Source organism: Arsukibacterium perlucidum DSM 18276, from assembly GCF_000382165.1.
In the GTDB taxonomy this organism is placed as follows: Bacteria; Pseudomonadota; Gammaproteobacteria; order Enterobacterales; family Alteromonadaceae; genus Alishewanella; species Alishewanella perlucidum.
The window spans coordinates 143,471-159,355 of the sequence record NZ_KB907701.1 but is presented as its reverse complement, the minus strand read 5'-3'; the positions used below and the strand labels follow the sequence as shown (position 1 = coordinate 159,355).

General features: G+C 46.4%; 15 protein-coding genes and 2 tRNA genes. 10 read left to right on the top strand and 7 right to left on the bottom strand.

Translation table 11 applies throughout. From position 1 onward, the window contains the following. Positions 1-135: 135 nt before the first annotated feature. Entirely contained in the window at positions 136-1,026 is an 891-nt protein-coding gene (locus H141_RS0100735; protein WP_019674326.1) for a helix-turn-helix transcriptional regulator, read from the bottom strand. 319 nt (positions 1,027-1,345) lie between these two features. On the opposite strand from H141_RS0100735, the gene H141_RS0100730 reads away from it, so the two are divergent. The 3 genes from H141_RS0100730 (at position 1,346) to H141_RS0100715 (ending at position 3,501) form a co-directional block, all read left to right on the top strand. After that, positions 1,346-1,660 (top strand): hypothetical protein, encoded by a 315-nt coding sequence (locus H141_RS0100730; protein ID WP_019674325.1) that lies wholly within the window; start codon positions 1,346-1,348, stop codon positions 1,658-1,660. 189 nt (positions 1,661-1,849) lie between these two features. After that, positions 1,850-2,677: a restriction endonuclease gene (locus H141_RS0100720; RefSeq protein WP_019674323.1), complete on the top strand. Its 828-nt coding sequence runs from the start codon at positions 1,850-1,852 to the stop codon at positions 2,675-2,677. A gap of 113 nt (positions 2,678-2,790) precedes the next feature. Continuing rightward, complete coding sequence (locus tag H141_RS0100715) at positions 2,791-3,501, top strand: hypothetical protein (protein ID WP_019674322.1); 711 nt, start codon at positions 2,791-2,793, stop codon at positions 3,499-3,501. A gap of 260 nt (positions 3,502-3,761) precedes the next feature. On the opposite strand, the gene H141_RS0100710 is transcribed toward H141_RS0100715, so the two are convergent. The 3 genes from H141_RS0100710 to H141_RS0100700 all read right to left on the bottom strand — a co-directional run bounded on the left by H141_RS0100710 (position 3,762) and on the right by H141_RS0100700 (position 6,525). Further along, on the bottom strand, positions 3,762-5,294 hold the full coding sequence (locus H141_RS0100710) for a S24 family peptidase (RefSeq protein WP_157610651.1): 1,533 nt from the start codon (positions 5,292-5,294) through the stop codon (positions 3,762-3,764). A 2-nt stretch (positions 5,295-5,296) separates the two neighbouring features. Next, positions 5,297-5,893: a class I SAM-dependent methyltransferase gene (locus tag H141_RS0100705; protein ID WP_019674320.1), complete on the bottom strand. Its 597-nt coding sequence runs from the start codon at positions 5,891-5,893 to the stop codon at positions 5,297-5,299. A gap of 137 nt (positions 5,894-6,030) precedes the next feature. Further along, positions 6,031-6,525 (bottom strand): helix-hairpin-helix domain-containing protein, encoded by a 495-nt coding sequence (locus tag H141_RS0100700; protein ID WP_019674319.1) that lies wholly within the window; start codon positions 6,523-6,525, stop codon positions 6,031-6,033. Between the two features lie 265 nt (positions 6,526-6,790). Between H141_RS0100700 and H141_RS0100690 the strand changes: the two genes are divergently transcribed. After that, a complete protein-coding gene (locus tag H141_RS0100690) occupies positions 6,791-7,102 on the top strand; it encodes a helix-turn-helix domain-containing protein (protein ID WP_019674318.1) in 312 nt (103 codons plus the stop codon). A gap of 485 nt (positions 7,103-7,587) precedes the next feature. Here H141_RS0100690 and H141_RS0100680 read toward each other — a convergent pair. Together H141_RS0100680 and H141_RS0100675 are read right to left on the bottom strand one after the other, a co-directional pair. Next, a tRNA-Met gene (locus H141_RS0100680) sits at positions 7,588-7,664 on the bottom strand. A 163-nt stretch (positions 7,665-7,827) separates the two neighbouring features. Continuing rightward, positions 7,828-7,904, bottom strand: a tRNA-Met gene (locus tag H141_RS0100675). A 206-nt stretch (positions 7,905-8,110) separates the two neighbouring features. Here H141_RS0100675 and rlmKL point away from each other — a divergent pair. The 5 genes from rlmKL (at position 8,111) to rmf (ending at position 14,836) form a co-directional block, all read left to right on the top strand. Then, positions 8,111-10,240, top strand: coding sequence for a bifunctional 23S rRNA (guanine(2069)-N(7))-methyltransferase RlmK/23S rRNA (guanine(2445)-N(2))-methyltransferase RlmL (gene rlmKL, locus H141_RS0100665; protein WP_019674315.1), 2,130 nt, complete (start codon positions 8,111-8,113; stop codon positions 10,238-10,240). After that, positions 10,240-10,470 carry a glutaredoxin family protein gene (locus H141_RS0100660; RefSeq protein WP_019674314.1) on the top strand — a complete coding sequence of 77 codons (231 nt, stop codon included), beginning with the start codon at positions 10,240-10,242 and terminating at the stop codon, positions 10,468-10,470. The genes rlmKL and H141_RS0100660 overlap by 1 nt, the downstream gene beginning before the upstream one ends. A 29-nt stretch (positions 10,471-10,499) precedes the next feature. After that, positions 10,500-12,431, top strand: a complete 1,932-nt coding sequence (uup, locus tag H141_RS0100655) for an ATP-binding cassette ATPase Uup (RefSeq protein ID WP_019674313.1) — start codon at positions 10,500-10,502, stop codon at positions 12,429-12,431. 49 nt (positions 12,432-12,480) lie between these two features. Beyond that, positions 12,481-14,325: a DUF3466 family protein gene (locus H141_RS0100650; protein WP_019674312.1), complete on the top strand. Its 1,845-nt coding sequence runs from the start codon at positions 12,481-12,483 to the stop codon at positions 14,323-14,325. Positions 14,326-14,653: 328 nt separating this feature from the next. Further along, complete coding sequence (gene rmf, locus H141_RS0100645; RefSeq protein WP_019674311.1) at positions 14,654-14,836, top strand: ribosome modulation factor; 183 nt, start codon at positions 14,654-14,656, stop codon at positions 14,834-14,836. 103 nt (positions 14,837-14,939) lie between these two features. On the opposite strand, the gene fabA is transcribed toward rmf, so the two are convergent. Further along, complete coding sequence (gene fabA / locus H141_RS0100640) at positions 14,940-15,452, bottom strand: bifunctional 3-hydroxydecanoyl-ACP dehydratase/trans-2-decenoyl-ACP isomerase (protein ID WP_019674310.1); 513 nt, start codon at positions 15,450-15,452, stop codon at positions 14,940-14,942. Between the two features lie 153 nt (positions 15,453-15,605). Between fabA and H141_RS0100635 the strand changes: the two genes are divergently transcribed. Next, a complete protein-coding gene (locus H141_RS0100635; RefSeq protein ID WP_026349133.1) occupies positions 15,606-15,863 on the top strand; it encodes a hypothetical protein in 258 nt (85 codons plus the stop codon). Positions 15,864-15,885 lie beyond the last annotated feature (22 nt).

The following is a 15,885-nucleotide window of genomic DNA, read 5'->3' as shown; positions in this document are numbered from 1 at the left end:
GCCTGAGCTTAGGTTGTCGGCCAGTTATTTAAAAGCCTTAATCGCCGGCGCAAAATTTAACCTGTATCTTAAATGTGCATATCTTTACAGCTAGCAACGTTTTTACAGCTAGCAACGTTTTTACAGCCAACAACGTTAAAACGCATGCCGTTTAACTTCATCCAGGTTGGCCACCATAATTTGCTGCGCCTCCGGCCGCGCTTCTATTTTGGCTAAGTCCAGGTTAAGTGCCTGCACCGCATAGGGCACCAGCGCAGAGCGCACTGAAATAACCCTTTTGCCGGCAGTCATATTGTAATCTTCGGCAATAATCGCCTTTTGGTAGTCTGATAAGCGGGAGTCGGGTACCAGTACGATATCCACTTTGCTGTGCCAGCGCTCATCCTGCGCTTTTGTCATATCGGCATCGCCCTCAAGGCCATTAATGCCACGAAAGCGGCTTAACACAAAATCGCGATACTCGCGGTTCTTTTCGCAGTAAGCGCGCACATGCCAGCGCAGTGGGGTACATACCAGGGTGTGCGGGGCAATAATCCGGCTTTCTTCATCGGGTGAGGTAAGCGACACATAACCCATATCGATCTTTTTGCCATCGCGCGCTGCTTGCACCAGGGCGCGTAAAATGTCCGGATTAACCTGCCTAAGCGGTGGTGTCAGCATTTCAGTATGGGCAAAGCCTAAATCAAGCTGGCTGAAGGTGTGGCCAAAATCTTTAATGCTGGCTAAGGCATGTAAGTATTCATCGGCCAGGCCACTGGTTAGCCTGGGAGTAAAATCAGTTGCGGGCTTATAGCCTTTAAGCTTACCGTCATACTCCAGATTACCCGGTGCCACATCGCGCAAATAAGCATTAATGTCTTTGGACGCCTGCTGGCGGGCAATACCAAAGCTGTTGCATAAATGGTTGGTGGTTAAACGACCTTCCCACAATGCTACTATTTCAATCAGCCGGTAGCGCATTAACAGCTCCCAGCGAATTGGCCAGCCTGCAGTTACTGCTGCGCCACTATTGTCCATGTTCTTCATAAGCCGGATCCTGATATCTGTATGCAAAGCGTTCGTATCTGCCGCTTCAATTTTTAAGTAGCTAACCACAAATCTAACGCAAAGCGCTGACTAGTGAAACAACGATAGCCAAGCCTGAACACTAACCTGCCTGATAAACGTACACTGGGCAAGTAAACAGTATGGCGTGAATTTGGAAACTGCCTAAGATGGGCAGCAAGGGATGACATGTCGCTATCAGTGACATAGTAAATGGACAAGGCTGCAGGATGCGGCCAACAGGATGTAACAAGGACAAGCTGGCAGGGATGCCAATTACTCAAAGGCCGGAGGGATAGCAATGAACTACGCACAACACGAGCTGTTTTTAATCAATTTACGCCAGCAGTTTGCAGATATTTTTTTAGTCAGTAAGGCCGGCAAAGACAATTCTGAACAGAGGCTACGCGCTCAGGGTTTTATCCACGCTGGCGAGCTACTTGAAATATGCGGCCGGCAGGAAGTGCAGCAACTAATGGAACAGGTTCACCTGGAAGTGTTTGGGGTCAGCATAGCCGAACGCAAACCCAGCGAACAGGCCCGCCGCCAACAGGCGTTGAAATTGGGTGATTATGATTACTTTGATGAGCCGGCGTTTAATCGGTTTCGGGAATAAAGCAGCAATCAAAATCATAGCGAATGAATAGATATTGCAAACTATCGCAAGCTGTTCTAAAGTCGGGACAAAATGTAGTAGTTGGTTAAGGATAACTCATTTGAAAGATAAGGAAAAAATTGCTGTATTAGCTTATGTTGCTTTAGTCTTACCTTTAAAGTTTCAAATCCTAATTTTTGGTAATAAATAATGGCCAGCCGTCGTAAATCCAGCTTGATAGATGATCTTTATGACATCGCCAGTTTCCTGCCGTGGTGGCTTAGTATTTCCATGGCAATTGGGTTTTATTTTTATCTGGATAGCCTGGCGGTAATGCCAGTAATTGATCCTCAAAAGCCAATGGCACATGTCACCGGTTCTTTGGTCTATTACTTTACTTACTGGGGGCGGTATGTACTGCCAGTAATTTTTGTCTTTGGCGCTGTGACATCACTCAAGGCAAAAGCTAAACGGGTATCGCTGTTTAATAATGTCCGATACGACTCTGCACCACAGCAAGATTCGCTTGCGGCGATAAGCTGGCGTGAGTTTGAAATGTTGGTAGGGCAGTTTTTTCGTGAAAAGGGCTATAAAGTTAACGAAACGGCAGAGGGTGCCGACGGCGGTGTCGATTTACATCTTACCGCAGATGATTCTAAAACCTATCTGGTGCAATGCAAACATTGGAAAGCCAGCAAAGTGCCGGTTAATGTGGTTCGAGAGCTGTATGGTGTCATGATGGCCAAGCATGCGGCGGGCGCCTTTGTGGTTACCTCAGGCCAATTTACTGATGATGCTCAGGCTTTTGCTAATGGTAAAAATATTCAGCTGATCGATGGCAGGCTATTAATTAGTTCAATAAAAGGGCGCTACGCAGCGCAAGACATGCCGGTAATTAGCTCAGTTGCTCCTACAATACAATGCCCTGTGTGTAGTAGCGACATGGTACTACGTACCGCTAAAAAAGGTCCTAATGCTGGAAACCAGTTTTTTGGTTGCTCAAGGTATCCTGCTTGTCGTGGCACTAAAGCAGCGTAGTTTTAAGAGATTGATATAAATAAATGGTAGCAAATTGATAAGCTCAAACCCGCTGTTCTCAGGATTACTGAGTATATTCTGGAGATGTCAGTGAACAGAATTAAAGTATGAACATGGATAAGTTAAACAGTAATGCTCCTATTTACCCGGCAGATGAACTACGCACTCCAGTGAATGTGCTGGCGCCGGACCAGCGTAATTTCCATTTTGGTGTAACGTCGCTAGAAGTGCTTTATGCCCGGATTTCGCAGTGCAGCCTTAACAACTTTGTGCCGGAAGATATTAGAGTTCAATTTGACACCGCTAGAAATCTGTTTATACATTCATTCTACGTGTATCGCTTTTACGTAGTGGCTGAAAGCCAGGTGCTCACTACATTAGAGCTGGCGCTTCGGGAATGCATAGGCGATAAAACGCTGGCTGCTTTTCAAAAAGAACTTAAAGCAAGTGGCGTACATTTCACCAAAGGCTTAAGGCTGTATCTGGAGTATTTAGCCCAACACCAGCTGATTAAAAATGAAGACTTCCCCACCTGGCAACAACGCAACAGAATAGCTGCAGTGGAAGCTTATCTTTTTAAAACGTCAGAAGAAATTGATGAGCATGGACTTGGCGAATACCTGTGGGATGAGAGTGAAATAGACGAAAGCGCCTTTGATATTGAACTGGATTACGTAAAGGTTTTATGCGAAACACTGCCAAAAATCAGAAATATTCACTCACATGGCAGTACAATGCTACACAATCAGGTATCGCTCAGCTTTGTAAATATTTCCATCATCATTAATAAGATGTTTGAACGCACTGCAATAGAGAAAAAATAACCATTATTTATTAGGGCAAATCAGTAGATGCTAGCAGGTAAAATTAAGAATCAGGTCGATGAAATTTGGGAAGCATTCTGGCTATCTACTTGGATTAATAATCACCGGCTAAAATATTTCCTTCACTGGTTGCATAAATGTTTAGCCCGCCTAAAAGCGGGTCTTCATTTAACGATGTCGATCATTCGATTGTGGTTTGATAATTTATCCAAAGCCCTTTTCTGCTCATTCAAATAATCATGCTTGCTATAAATCCTCTATTATCCAACTACACTTTTTAATCTGGCGAAAGTTCGCATGGTTTCATCGGCTGTCAGAGGCGGATAATCTGGGTTTTTGGCGATCAACAGATATTGCCCATCAGCGATTTTTTTCACATCACGCAGTAGATATTGATTGTCACCGCTTTCATCCTGGCGTTCTATTGCGACAGTACAATTTTGTAGTGAACCGGCGCTGGTTGGGCTAATCAACTCAAGCAACAGCAGTTGGCCGTCTAATATCGGGGTTTTTCCACCGTTCATCGAGTTGCCGCTGGCGTGGGCTAAGAAGTGCTTTTTCGGATTGAGGGTGCCAAAGCCACTCGGGGCTGCAACTTGTTCTGCACTGCTGGCATCACCGGTTCTAAAATGGCCGCAGGCAATCTTAATATCAGGAAAGTACGCTAACAGCAGGTTGTCGTCGGCCTGTTCGGTTGTGGTTTGGTCGTTGGCGGCAACGGCACTAACCGGCAGTATTAACGGTTTTACTGCTACGCTAGTTGTTGATTCATCAGCGTACACAAACTCATCTTTACTTAGCCATAATTTAGCACCATTTACCTGAGCAACACTGTATGCCCAGTCACTGACTGCACGTGATTTTTCTGCATCACAGTAAAAGTAAGGTGCAAGCTCTGAGTTCAGTACAGCAGAGTGCGCTATCAGGTTTTGCTGCTGCCAGTTGTCTCGGTGTCGCTGTGCCGCCAGATAATCCCGCTTACTATTGTTACAAACGCTGTGTGCCGCGACAAAATTGTGGCCAAGGTCGGTGGAGTAGCGGGCGAAAGGAATAAAGTGATCAACATCGGCAGTGTTATTGTTTAGCGGTTTATTGCAGTAAAAGCATTGACCACGCTGAATTTCAATTAGCACTGGCCGCGCTTTATTCAGTGCATTGCGATCAACGCCAAATAAGAACTGTTGTAACTGGCTTTGCGGGCCTATTAGTTGTTGGTTGTCTTTAATGCTTTGAATTTTCTGCAGCCAGGCATTTTTTGCCAGATATACCACCAAATCATAAAAACGGCGGAACGAATAAGCGATACCTGAGTTCAACTTAATAAATTTGCTGCTATTGGTATGTGGGTATAAAAAACACTCTGCTTGTTTTGACAAAATCTGCAAGCGCCATAGCGGGCCATCTTTAAGTGTTGCCAGCGTAGCGCGGTAAATGGCAGGCCAGTATTGGCTTTGTTTTAACTGGCGGATATTGCGAATATCATTTTGCTGACACTCGTACAATACGCTAATCACTTTAGATTGCTTACCAGTGTTTTGCTTAAGCAGCGCTGCATTGCCGTTGGAGCCTGCGGCAAAAGGCATGGCGTGGTGCCAGTACAGCAGGATAAATTTATCCACTAAATCATCTAACATGATCACCAGTTCGCTATCTGGTTGCTGCAGTGGCCGTTCGACGCAGACGTCGGCAATAGCATGCAATAGGGCAAACTTATAGGTAGCGCTAAAGTCACCTTCATTCAGCATGCGCTGAATATAAGCAATAAAATCCAGCTGTTGCTGCATCCCGGACATGGTTATTCGGTATCCTTTGACATAAGGGCATTTAACCAAGTTTCATCGCTACGTTCTTTACGTTGATCCTTTGTTAGCCAGACTTTGTTGAGAATTAACCCTGCAACATCGCTAAGCACTGCAGCCAGTTGTACTTCATTCATGTCGGTAAAACGCCTGCCATTTACTTCCCTTTCGCCGTCGCCGTATTTAAACGACAGGTACAGCACAGCGCCGGGTTTCATTGCTTGTTGCAAGCGGGTAAATACTGCTGGTAATTGTTGTCTGGCAACATGCAGCAGGCTGGCGCAGCACCAGATCCCATCGTATTTGTTTTGTTCGTTCAGTTGCTCAAAAGTGAGTGTCTGCACAGGCTGGCCCAAACGCTGGCTGGCAATATTGGCCATTTCATTGCTGGCGTCAAAAGCGCTGACGGTAAAGCCTTGTTGTTTAAAGTGCCAGGCATCGCGGCCACTGCCGCAACCTGCATCCAGAATATGCCCACCGGCAATAACACGGGGTAAAAACTCGGCATAAAGTGCCGACATATCCAGTTGTTCGGTTGAGGTTACAAAGCTTTCGGCATTGTTGTTGTAATAGTCAATTGTTTCAACAGACATTTATCTTGCCACTGTTACACCAGACACTGTTTGATACTACCCGCGTTTTTTTGAATTGAACAGCAATAAACCGAATGAAAACCAGCATAAAAGACTGGCAGGCAGGTCTTATCGTATAAGTGCTTACTTCTAAGTTCTTATTTCTTACTTTTTTTCACTTTTTTTCCTTTATTGGCTGGTTTGCCGTCAGCCTTGTTTTTCTTGGCTTTTTTCTTGGCTTTTTTCTTGGCTTTTTTCTTGGCTTTATTCTTGGCTTCTTGCTTGGCTTCTTTTTTGGATTTTTTTTCAGCCTTTTTGCTCAGCTTCTCAGCCACCGCTTTTGCAGCCTTGTTAGTGGTTTTCTTGTCGCTCTGCCGATCTTTTTTAGTTGATTTAGCTGCCCCGGCATTCTTATCTTTCTTCACTTTCGGCTTGGTCACCGGCAATTGTTTGGGAAGTGGGGTATGCAAAAGTGCTGCTGCGGCGGCAGTTAACTCTGCCGCAATTCGCGGTGAAACGCCACGAATGCTGATTAATGTAGCTTCCTTAGCCGCGGCCAGATCTTCAACGGAGTTGATACCCAAGTCTTTGAGTTGCTTAGCTCTGACTTCACCTACGCCACGAACATCGATAATTACAGGTTTTACAGACATACATTATCCTTGATAGAAAAATTACCCATCCAGACAAATAACTTAACAGATAAAGTTTTATTCAGCTGGTAACAGTATTATTAACTCTAGTACAGCAGACGTTATTAACCATAGCTGCGGTAACTAAAGCTAAGTTTGCCGGCGTTCTAAAGTTAGCACCTAAGCTATTTTTGCAGAAAGTAAGTTCTATTCTGAGTTTGCATTAGCTGCTTGATGCGCTTTAATATATATTATTCTAAATTTGATATATAAAAGATAATCAAGCATGAGTTATGTAACAGAACATATCCTGGCATCCCTGCGCGAAGCACGTGAACGTAAAGGGTATAGTCAGAGAGAGCTGAGTGCCCGCTCGGGGGTGCCGCAAAGTCATATTTCTAAAATTGAATCAGGGAATGTTGATCTCAGGCTGTCCAGTTTGATTGCGCTTGCGCGAGTACTCGGGCTGGAGTTGCTGGTTGCGCCAAAAAAATCGGTGCCAGCGATTAAGTCGATCATTCAAAGTGCCAGTGAGCATAAAAATGGCAGTGAGCAGGTATCACCAGCCTACAGCTTAGATGGAGAAACCGATGAGTAGCAGTGTCTCCACGCTCAATGTCCTGCTTTATGGCAAGCCAATCGCAACCATCACCGAACAATTCAACATTAAAACCTAAGAATAATATTTCATTAAAACCTATAAATGGCTTACAGAGAGGAGCCCGAGGGCGAATAACAGATACAAAAAAAACAGCTCTTGGCTGGTTAAGATGTTGGTTGCGGGAGCCGGATTTGTCGACCTTCGCCTTTTGGTTATAAAGAGGAGCCCGAGGGCGAATAACAGGCACAAAAAAACCAGCACTTTGCTGGTTAAGATGTTGGTTGCGGGAGCCGGATTTGTCGACCTTCGCCCCGCGGTTATAAAGAGGAGCCCGAGGGCTTGTCAGTATAACTTGAATCTATATCTTAATTGGTTGCGGGAGCCCTGATCTTGGTGAAAAGTGAACCGACGACCTTCGGATGCTCTTGTTAAGAGATGCGAAATTCAGATACAAAAAAACCAGCTAATGCTGGTTAAGATGTTGGTTGCGGGAGCCGGATTTGAACCGACGACCTTCGGGTTATGAGCCCGACGAGCTACCAGGCTGCTCCATCCCGCGTCCGTGTATTATCCCTGAGCAGTAGAGATAATAAGCTGTTTTGCAATGTCTTGTTGTGTTGGTTGCGGGAGCCATGATCTTCTTAGAAAGCCAGACCTTCGCCCCGTGGTTATAAAGAGGAGCCCGAGGGCGCTTTTCTATAATCACTTTTTCACAATCAATTTGGTTGCGGGAGCCGGATTTGAACCGACGACCTTCGGGTTATGAGCCCGACGAGCTACCAGGCTGCTCCATCCCGCGTCCGTCATTGCGGGGCGCATCTTAGTGTTTTTAACAGGGCTATGCAAGATGTTAATTGCTTTATTTTTGCTTAATCAGCCTGACTGCTGCTTAAAGCAGCGCTCTGCAGGATTAAGCAGCAATAATAGCGGCTATTACAATTCTTCAACCGTGTTTAAAGTACATTCTGTTATACTGTCGGCCATTTTATTTGAAGGTTGGGTGTTATGCTGGAATTCTGGGCTTTAACGTCAAAAGGCGTCGAAGAGCTGTTAGCCGATGAAATACGACATCATCAGGGCGAAGTTATCAAAGTATCTATGGGTGTGGTGCGGTTTAAAGCCGAGCTAAGCAGTGCTTATCAGCTTTGTTTATGGTCGCGCCTGGCTACCCGGATCATGCGCCTTATTCAGTCGGAGCCGGTAACAGCAGACTCAGATTTATACCAGATAGCCCGCAAAATTGACTGGCCGCAACTGATGACTATTCGCCAGACGCTGGCAGTCGATTGCGTGGGCAAACATGCCACTATTGATAACAGCCAGTTTGGTGGCATGCGCTTAAAAGATGCCATTGTTGACCAGTTCCGGGAAGAAACCGGCCAGCGGCCGGATGTTGACCGCTTAAACCCGGATATGCGCTTTCAGGTGCGGCTGGAAAAAAACTACTTTCACTTTTTGCAGGATTTCTCTGGCCCGTCATTACATCAGCGCGGCTACCGGGCAGGCCAGGGCGAAGCACCGTTAAAAGAACACTTAGCCGCGGCGTTATTAACACGTTCCGGCTGGACGCCGGATAAACCATTATTTGACCCGTTCTGCGGCAGCGGCACCATAGTGATTGAGGCAGCGCTGATTGCCTTAAATAAAGCCCCGGGTTTAAACCGCGAACGCTTTGCTTTTCAAGGCTGGCCAGGCCACAGGGCCAGTGTCTGGCAGCAACTAAAAGAGGCTGCTAAAGCCGAAGAGCGTAGCTTAGCGCCACAAATTATATGTTATGGCAGCGATACTGATGAGCGCGCTCTGGCCAAAGCACGGCAGAATATTGCCCGGGCCGGGGTCGCAGACTATGTAAAAGTTGATTACGCCGATGCCACCGAATTAACCGCCAGCGTTGCGTTAACGCCAGGGGTGATTGTGACCAACCCGCCTTATGGTGAGCGGCTCGGTGATTTACCCAGTTTAATTCCGTTGTACAGTAAATTCTCGCTGGCGTTAAAGCAGCATTATCAGGGCTGGCGCTTAGCGATTATTACCTCTAATGCCGATTTACTGCGCTCACTACGGTTATCGAAAAGTAAAACCTATAAATTTACTAATGGCCCGCTGGACTGTGAATTTACCCTGTTTGAACTGACCGAGAAGCAGGTTGCTGTCAGCTCTGATGCGCCGTCGTTGTTTTTTAATGAAAGCAGCTCTTTTGGTAACCGCCTGGCAAAAAACCTGAAGCAATTGCAAAAGTGGGCCAAGCGGGAAGGCATTAGCTGTTATCGCTTATATGATGCCGATATTCCGGAATATAACGTGGCGGTAGACTGGTACGATGGCGAAGTGGTAGTGCATGAGTATGCTGCGCCCGCTACGGTAGACGAGCAGATCGCCCAGAAACGTTTATTTGATGTGGTTAATCAGGTGCCACAGGTGCTGGGGATCAGCTCTGATAAGATGATCTTAAAAGTACGGGAGAAACAAAAAGGCGCTAATCAGTATCAGGCGATGGCCAAAGCCGGTCAGTATAAAGAAGTAGTGGAGTACGGGGCTAAGTTTCTGGTGAATTTGCGCGATTACCTGGATACCGGCTTGTTCTTAGACCACCGCTTAACCCGGCGCTTAATTCAGCAGCAGGCCAAAGACAAAACCGTGCTTAACTTGTTCGCCTACACCGGCACGGCTTCGGTACATGCTGCCATTGGTGGCGCCAAAGCGGTTACCACCGTTGATATGTCTAATACCTATTTAGATTGGGCCAAACGTAACTTTACCTTAAATGGTTTGCTGATAAGTGGCCCCAAGGCGAAGCAATACCAGTTTGAACAAGCCGATTGTCTGCAGTGGCTGGCCCGTTGTCGTGAGCAGTTTGATTTAATTTTTGTTGACCCGCCAACCTTTTCTAATTCAAAACGGATGGAAGATAACTGGGATGTGCAGCGGGATCATGTCAGCTTACTTAATATGTTGATTGGCCGCTTAAACCCGGGCGGCAAAGTGATTTTTTCCAATAACAAACGTCGTTTTAAAATTGATAAAACAGCGCTGGAAGATGCGGGCTGGCAGGTGAAAGATATTTCTGCCGCTACCTTGCCGGAAGACTTTAAGCGTAACCCGAATATCCATGTTTGTTTTGAGTTAAGCCGCTAATGACGCAGTACATCTTATACAGCACCTGGGGCTGCCATTTATGTGAGCAAGCTGAAGCATTGCTGACAGAAGCAGGCTTAGCGTTTCAGGTGGTTGATATTATAGATGACGAGCAGTTGTTACAGCAGTTCCGGCTGCATATACCGGTGCTGGCTGGCGGAGACAAACTGCTGTACTGGCCGTTTGATAAGGCCACTGTGACAAGCTGGCTACAGGGCAATGTTGGTTAAAAGTATTAAGTGTTAAAGGATACAAATTAGTGGAATTATTACGTTTTCAGCAGGCTTGTTTAGCCTTTGGCACCAATCCGATTTTGGATCATGTGGATTTTAGCCTGTTCAGTGGCGAGCGCGTTTGTCTGGTTGGTCGCAACGGTGCCGGTAAATCGTCATTTTTAAAATTGCTGACCGGTCAGCAAAATCTGGATGACGGCCAGATAGTGGTCAATACCGGGGTGGTACTCAGCCGCTTAGAGCAAGACCCACCGGCAAAAATGGATACTAAAATTGCCGACTTTATCCGCGAGGGAGCCGGTGATTTAGCCGAAAAGCTGCAACAGTTTTATACCTTATCAGAAAACCTGGAAGGTGCCGGTGACGCTGAATACCGTTTATTTGAGCAACTGCAAAATGAAATGGATACCCGTGATGGCTGGTCATTAGAAGCGCGGGTCAGTGATATTTGTCAGCAGTTTGAGATGGACCCGGATGCCAGTTTAGCAACCTTATCGGGTGGCTGGCTGCGCAAGGCGGCATTGGGCCGGGCGCTGATTGCCAAACCGGATATTTTATTACTGGATGAGCCGACTAACCACTTAGACTTAGCGGCTATTCAGTGGCTGGAACAGTTTTTACTGAATTTTAATGGCGCTATTATTTTTATTTCGCACGACCGGGCTTTTATCCGGGCGCTGGCAACCCGGATTATTGATTTAGACCGCGGCGAGCTGACCTCGCATCCGGGCAATTATCAGGAATACCTGGATCGCAAACAAAAAATGCTGGAAGACGAGCAAAAGCATAATGCCTTGTTCGATAAACGGCTGGCAGAGGAAGAAGTGTGGATCCGCCAGGGCATTAAAGCCCGGCGTACCCGGAATGAAGGGCGGGTCAGGGCGCTAAAAGCCCTGCGCCAGGAGCGGGCAGCCCGGCTGGAGCAACAAGGTAAGGTTGATTTCAATATTGAACAGGCCAACCGCTCTGGCAAACTGGTATTTGAAGGCAAAGGCATGTGCCTGGCGTTTAACGGCAAGCCGGTAATGGAGCAGTTAGATTTACTGGTGATGCGCGGTGATCGCATTGCGCTGGTTGGGCCGAACGGGGTCGGTAAGTCCAGTTTAATTAAAGTATTGTTAAATGATTATCAGGTAGATAGCGGTGAAGTAAAACGGGGTACCAATCTGGAAGTGGCCTATTTTGACCAGCACCGGATAGCTCTGGATTTAGAAGCAACCGTCCAGGATAACGTGGCCGACGGTAAGCAGGAAGTGCAACAGAATGGTCAGAGCCGGCATGTGCTTAGTTACCTGCAGGACTTTCTGTTTCCACCAGCCCGTGCCCGCACCCCGGTCAAGGCGCTGTCAGGCGGTGAGAAGAACCGCTTGTTACTGGCAAAGTTATTTGCCAGACCCAGCAACTTACTGATCCTCGATGAGCCAACCAACGATTTGGATGTGGAAACCCTGGAGTTATTAGAAGACATTTTACAGCAGTATCAGGGCACGGTATTACTGGTTAGCCATGACCGGGAGTTTGTCAATAACACTGTTACCAGCTCACTGCTGTTTGCCGGCAATGGCCGGATTATTGAAATTGCCGGTGGTTATGACGATGTTACGGCTTACCAGGCCCGACAGGCATCTAAAGCCAGCCCGGCCAAAACAACGGCAACACGTCAGGCAACAACTGCTGAAAAGCCGCCTGAGCCTGAAGCCGCCACGGTAGTTAACGCTTTAGATAAGAATGCGAAGAAGTTATCATATAAAGAAAAACGTGAACTTGAATTATTACCCCAGCAGATTGAACAACTTGACGCTGAGTTATCTGCTTTACAGTTGCAGGTAAATGATCCTGAGTTCTTCAAAAGAAATGCCGCCGACAGTCAACAGACGTTGAACCTATTGCAGCAAACCGAGTCGAAGTTGGCGCTGGCATATGCGCGCTGGGAACAATTAGAAGCATTAAATTCGTAGAATTATTAAGTACAGTATAAGTACATCAGAAGTACATTAGGGGCCTTGAATGAAATTATCTCGAATCAGTTTGGCGGTATTGCCACTGCTAACTGTATTTTCCACTACTGCTGCCGTTTATCAGGTAGCAGAGCTCGAACCCAATACTATCTCCAAGGCAACCTTTGCTGCGGCGTTAAATGATCAGGGTGATGCCGTTGTTACCGGCCAGGGTTTTACCCAATGGCAGTTGCGGGATCAGCAGGGCACCCGGCGTACCGCTGTTAATTTTATTAATTTCCCGCTGGATGTCAGTACCATCAATTTTGAAAATGAAACTATTGCTGCAGTTTTAACTGCTGAGCAAATCGAAGATGCCAAGTTGGGTATCTATGATGCCAGTGTATTAAATATTCTGACGGTGCTGCTTGGCGCTAATCCACAAATCAGAAATCAACCAGTGGGCCAGGCTGTTGCCATTTTGCAGCCGGAAAATGGCTTACCGGTTGTGCTACCAATGCGTGATTTACAGCAGCTGCGCTCTAACAGTGAATACGTATACGACTTAAATGAGCAGGGCGTCGCAGTGGGCATCGCTACCGCCCCTTCCAGCAAGCAGGAGTTTACCCCGGCGCCGGATCCGGATGATGAAGATGCTGAAGCCCCTGAAACAATAACGGTATGGCAACCAGAGCCTGGTTTTCAGTACGGCGTAGCCGCTACCAATAGCGGGCCGGTTACTTTATTACCGCCTTATACTGAATTGGGCGGTGGTTTTAGCCGGGCGTTTTCGGTTAATAATCACGGTCTGATAGCAGGTTCAGGTTCAATTGGTTTGGATCAGGACCGCTTTACCAGTATTGAAGAAAGTTGCGATGGCACCGATTTACCTGTAGTAACGTGTTTAAATACCCAGCAACAGGCAGGGGTCTATACCCTGGCCGGTTTGATGAGTGAAGTCAGAAGTTTTCAGACCGTTTTTTCTTACCGCAATGGTTATCAGGAACGGGCAATGTTATGGCAACTGCAGGCTGATGGCACTGCGGCAATTAGCCAGACTTATGGCTTTTTAGGTGAGAAAGGTACCGGAGAAAGCTATGTAGCTGAAAATGATCATCCCGATGTCTATTATTACAGCAGCGCGACCGCTGTGAATGATAATGGCATAGCGGTGGGTCATTCTTTATATACCGATAAAGAGAGAGTAATCCGGTTCCGTGACCAGTTTCAGGAATATCGCCGGATATTTGCTGCGCCGCACGCCACTCTTTTTCGCGATGGCGAAGTAAGCGCAATTGTCGATCCGGCAGAATGGTTGGCCAGTACCGCAGTTGCTATCAGTAATAGCAATATTGTCACTGGTTATGCCATGAAAACTGTTAATGGTTTCAGACGGAGTAAGTTTTTTATTTACGACGTGGCGGCCAATACCACCGTATTTCCTAACGACTTCTTTGCCAGCTCGTCATCAATTCCAGAGGCGATTAATGACAATGGCCAGATCGTCGGCCGGGCTGAAATTATCATCGGTGGTACCACCGATCGCCGCCAGCATGGTTTTGTGTACGACATTGGCAGCGACACCTTTCGTGATTTAAATACCCTGGTTGGCTGTAACGCTGATTTTACCGTAGTTGATGCCAGTGCGATTAATAACAATGGTGAGATCCTGGCTACTGTATTACAAACCATGCAGGAGCTTGATGCGAAAGGCGAGCCACTGCTGGATGACAATGGCAACCCGGTAATGAGTTCACAGGCAAAAGCAGTAAAATTATTGCCTATTGCTAATGGTGAAGTGGAAAACTGTGATACTGAACAAGATACTTATGAGCGTAATGCCGGTGGCGTTGGCAGTTTCGGCTTGTTGTTACTGGCGGGTTTTGGTTTAGTATTTCGCCGTAAATCAGCCTAGGTTAGCGCTAACCGTCTGATTATAAAAAGCTGCTGCGGCAGCTTTTTTTGTGGCCGCAACTTTTGCGCTAAATTTGCGCGAAAATGGTTATCAAAAATTTTTTTTTAAGCGTAATAAAATATAAATAAAAATGTCTTTAAAAGGCAAACAAGTTCAAGTTGTTAGCTTTTGTCAAGCAGTATATTGGTTAATTTCGTTTGAACCTTCTGATGCTGTCAGCTATCAATTAATACGTACATCGTTATTGTCAGTGCTCTGGCTATTACCGGCTTTATGCCAATAACGATTGTGCTGTTAACTAATATAAAATGTTGAGGAAGACTGCCGTATGAAAAGACAAAAACGTGATCGTCTGGAACGTGCTCATGCTCAAGGTTATCGTGCCGGTGTTACCGGACGCTCCAAAGAAATTTGTCCCTATCAAAATTTAGATGCCCGCTCGCAATGGCTCGGAGGTTGGCGGGAAGCAATGGAAGACCGGAATGTCGGTTTATTTAATAAAGGCCTCTAACTGGAAACTTGCTCTACAATTTCATTGATTAGAAAAACAAACCCCGCCTGAGCTGCGGGGTTTGTTTTGAGCGTCTGCTTTAGGTTGGCCGTTACCACTACAATCAGAAGCTTGAGGTATCCTGAAATAAGCCAACTTTTAAATCGGTTGCGGCATAAATATCGCGGCCATCAACACTGACCACACCATCACCAATACCCATAAACAGTTTACGTTTAATGACTCTTTTCATATTAATGGTATAAGTCACTTTTTTAGCTGTAGGCAGGATCTGGCCGGTAAATTTCACTTCACCCACACCCAGCGCTCTGCCTTTACCCGGGCCACCACACCAGCCCAGAAAGAAACCGACCAGTTGCCACATCGCATCCAGTCCCAGACAACCAGGCATTACCGGATCGCCTTTAAAGTGACAGGCAAAAAACCAAAGTTCCGGGGTAATGTCCAACTCGGCGATGATCTGGCCTTTACCATACAGGCCGCCTTCTTCTGAAATATGAATGATCCGGTCCATCATCAGCATATTGTCAGATGGCAACTGGCTGTTGCCTTCGCCGAATAATTCACCGTTCGCACATGCGATTAAATCTTCTTTTGTAAAGCTATTCTTAGTCATGTATGTTTAACCCATTATAATTGCTGCGCCACTTTAGCGAACACTTGTACGCCAGACAAGTCCGATTTGTCGGTTAGCCGATATTTTCGACAAGTATGCTAATAGTAGGTGTGTAGGGTCTTCCTGACAAATAATTAAGTAATGAGTACAGTTATGAGCAGTGACAATAAACGGGCACTGAGTAATGCCGAAAAACAACAACGCTACCGGCAACGCCAGCAAGCGTCTGGCAAAAAAGAGTTGCGCGGATATCTGACGCCCGAAGCGTTAAGTTGTTATCAGGAGATCCAGGAAAAAACCCAATGGAACGACAGCACCTTGCTTAGTAATGCCATCCGCCTAATGTATGCGGCTCATAAATGTGGTCAGATTGGTATTCTGAACAGCTGGTTAACTGAACATAAGCGTTAAAAGCACCGGCCCGGCTCTTACT

Bases quoted from the DNA above. Each gene is read 5' to 3' on its own strand.
- H141_RS0100735 (WP_019674326.1), bottom strand. From the start codon at position 1,026: ATGAAGAACATGGACAATAGTGGCGCAGCAGTAACTGCAGGCTGGCCA.
- H141_RS0100730 (WP_019674325.1), top strand. From the start codon at position 1,346: ATGAACTACGCACAACACGAGCTGTTTTTAATCAATTTACGCCAGCAG.
- H141_RS0100720 (WP_019674323.1), top strand. From the start codon at position 1,850: ATGGCCAGCCGTCGTAAATCCAGCTTGATAGATGATCTTTATGACATC.
- H141_RS0100715 (WP_019674322.1), top strand. From the start codon at position 2,791: ATGGATAAGTTAAACAGTAATGCTCCTATTTACCCGGCAGATGAACTA.
- H141_RS0100710 (WP_157610651.1), bottom strand. From the start codon at position 5,294: ATGTCCGGGATGCAGCAACAGCTGGATTTTATTGCTTATATTCAGCGC.
- H141_RS0100705 (WP_019674320.1), bottom strand. From the start codon at position 5,893: ATGTCTGTTGAAACAATTGACTATTACAACAACAATGCCGAAAGCTTT.
- H141_RS0100700 (WP_019674319.1), bottom strand. From the start codon at position 6,525: ATGTCTGTAAAACCTGTAATTATCGATGTTCGTGGCGTAGGTGAAGTC.
- H141_RS0100690 (WP_019674318.1), top strand. From the start codon at position 6,791: ATGAGTTATGTAACAGAACATATCCTGGCATCCCTGCGCGAAGCACGT.
- rlmKL (WP_019674315.1), top strand. From the start codon at position 8,111: ATGCTGGAATTCTGGGCTTTAACGTCAAAAGGCGTCGAAGAGCTGTTA.
- H141_RS0100660 (WP_019674314.1), top strand. From the start codon at position 10,240: ATGACGCAGTACATCTTATACAGCACCTGGGGCTGCCATTTATGTGAG.
- H141_RS0100650 (WP_019674312.1), top strand. From the start codon at position 12,481: ATGAAATTATCTCGAATCAGTTTGGCGGTATTGCCACTGCTAACTGTA.
- rmf (WP_019674311.1), top strand. From the start codon at position 14,654: ATGAAAAGACAAAAACGTGATCGTCTGGAACGTGCTCATGCTCAAGGT.
- fabA (WP_019674310.1), bottom strand. From the start codon at position 15,452: ATGACTAAGAATAGCTTTACAAAAGAAGATTTAATCGCATGTGCGAAC.
- H141_RS0100635 (WP_026349133.1), top strand. From the start codon at position 15,606: ATGAGCAGTGACAATAAACGGGCACTGAGTAATGCCGAAAAACAACAA.